The following is a 2,608-nucleotide window of genomic DNA, read 5'->3' on the forward strand; positions in this document are numbered from 1 at the left end:
GTATGAAATAACTTCCACATTTCCAAAGATGCTCCCCGCTTCCCGAAAAGCTGGAAACGCATGTGCTCGTGCGGGCAGCAGGAGAAAACACGTTTTTGGGCTGAGTAATAAGGAAGTTATTCTCGGACAGCCTCCCGGATCGTAGTCTGTGGCCAGGCGAACATTGCATTTCAGCCGCTTGAAATTGGTCGCCAATGACCGCCGGTTGCTTTGTTCAGCCTTGCCAGCAACCGGGAGGGGAGGTGCGTCAACCTTTCCGTCACCATGTCCTGATGGAACACCCGGGAGGCTGTCCGGGAATAGACTGCCCTGACCAAAGCTTCATAAAATCCGATAAATTTCAACTAAAATGTGAATTTGTCATTAATAAATCCCAAATTTTAATTTTTGATGGGAACTTGTTACTGATAAAACGTTCTAAATTAGTACAGGGGACAATAGTCAGCAGAGCCGTTTCACTTAAATTGATACTGAGTGGAGAATGTATGATGCAGAAAAATCTGGCCCCTCAAATACTGATTGCCCTGATACTGGGAATGGTCACTGGTATTTTCATCCAGTTAGTTGCCTCCCCGGAAGGTATTGCTCAGCAATACCTGGTCAGTGGCCTGTTTCACGCCATAGGTGTGATGTTCGTGGCAATGATAAAAATGCTGGTTGTCCCCCTTATTTTTGTCTCCATTGCCCACGCCGTCTGTAGCCTTAATGATATTTCCCAGGTAGGCAGACTGGGCGTTAAAACCTTTGGAATCTATTTGGGCAATACACTGTTTGCCATCCTGTCGGCCATGGTCATCACCTCGATGATTGCTCCGGGTACCGGTGCCAATCTTGGTCATGTTGATCAACTGGTCCGCTCGGACCAGTCTGAGCTGCCATCACTGTTAAATATGATTATTAACGTGGTACCAACAAACCCCTTTCAGGCACTGGCAGAAGGCAATATTCTGCAAATCCTGTTTATGGCAATCATTACCGGAGTTGCCATCAAGAAGTTGGAAAATCACGAAACCCACAGTGTCAGCAATGCTATTTCCCTGGCCAACAGCGTGATGATGAAACTGATTGGCATGGTCATGAGTATGGCTCCCTTTGGGGTTTTCTTTCTAACCGCCAAACTGGCCGCCACATTAAACGGCAGCAGCATTTTAAGTGTGCTTTCCTATGTGTTGACCTGCCTGCTCATTATGTGCCTCTGGCTATTTGTTATTTATCCGGTAATCATTGGGCTGGTTATCAAACGCTCCCCGCTGGTGTTTATTCGTCACACCCGTGAACAGGTCATTTTTGCCCTCTCTACCGCCAGCTCCAACGCTTCCATCCCGATTACTTACCAGACACTGATCGAAAAGTTCAAAGTCCCGGAACATATCGCCGGCTTCACCGTTCCTTTGGGAGCCACCATTAATATGTCCGGTTCCGCGATATATATGAGCGTTGCCGCCCTGTTTGTGGCCAATGCCTGGCATGTTGACCTGAGCTTTCTGGAAATGGGCACCATGGGATTCACCATCTTCCTTCTGGCTGTTGCTACCGGAGGTATCCCTGGCGGAGCCGCTGTCTCTACCGGGGTGCTGTTACACACCATGGGGCTGCCAGTTGAAGCCATGGCGATCATTCTTGCCACTGACCGGATTACCGACGCTGGCTGCACGGTCACCAATGTGGTTGGCAATACGGTGGCCGGCATACTCTGCTCGGTGGGTGAAACCACGCCTGAAACCAGCGGGGAAAACTCAACAGGAAGTGAGAGAGTTGCTCTGGATTCTGCTGCGTTAGCGGGAAACAGAACCCATTTTAAACGGAACAGGATAAATGCTGGTCTCATGGTTAATAATGAACGTCCCTTAAAGACAAGGGCGATAAACTGGTATAATCTGCCGGATATTTAATAGTTGGGTATGGACCATGCATAGATTTCACGGCCTGTACGGTATTACCGATAGTCAACTGCAACCCGATGACAGAGTACTGATCGAAACAGTAGGCCAGGCTCTGGTGGGCGGTATGAAAATCCTGCAATACCGCGATAAAAGCCTCGATTCCGATAAAAGGCTGCGACAGGCTGGCGCATTGAAGGTTCTCTGCCATCAATACCAGGCCTTGCTGATCATCAATGATGACGTTGAATTGGCCCTGGATGTCGAGGCCGACGGCGTTCACCTCGGCCAGCAGGATGACAGTATTGCCGATGCCAGAGCGCGGCTGGGTGATTATGCCATTATTGGTTCCAGTTGTGGGAACTCCCTGGAAATGGCCAGGGCGGCTGTTGAACAGGGGACCGACTATATCGCCTTTGGCAAGTTTTTCCACTCCCGAACCAAACCCGATGCCAAAAATGCCGAGCTTGCCATTCTGGCGCAGGCACAGGACAGGTTTGACCTGCCCATTGTCGCCATTGGCGGCATCACCACGGACAATGCTGCTGAAGTCATTGCTGCCGGTGCTGATATGGTTGCCGTCGTTAATAACCTGTTTGCGGCACAAAATATCCGGAATCAAGCCCGGAATTTTATGGCTCTGTTTAACGATACTGAGCGTAAAGTTGTTTAGTACCAATTCCACCTTCACAAAATAATAAGTAGCTAACCATATGAAATCATATATT

The 2,608-nt window shown here is 49.0% G+C and carries 2 protein-coding genes; both read left to right on the plus strand.

The annotated features are described in order from the left end of the window. Positions 1–485: 485 nt before the first annotated feature. Positions 486–1,892 carry a dicarboxylate/amino acid:cation symporter gene (locus KDK14_RS04875; protein ID WP_257263895.1) on the plus strand — a complete coding sequence of 469 codons (1,407 nt, stop codon included), beginning with the start codon at positions 486–488 and terminating at the stop codon, positions 1,890–1,892. Between the two features lie 16 nt (positions 1,893–1,908). Then, the gene (gene thiE, locus KDK14_RS04880; RefSeq protein WP_257263896.1) at positions 1,909–2,553 is read left to right on the plus strand and encodes a thiamine phosphate synthase; all 645 of its coding nucleotides are present in this window, start codon (positions 1,909–1,911) and stop codon (positions 2,551–2,553) included. Positions 2,554–2,608 lie beyond the last annotated feature (55 nt).

It is taken from the genome of Endozoicomonas sp. ONNA2 (assembly GCF_024606365.1).
Taxonomy (GTDB): domain Bacteria; phylum Pseudomonadota; class Gammaproteobacteria; order Pseudomonadales; family Endozoicomonadaceae; genus Endozoicomonas.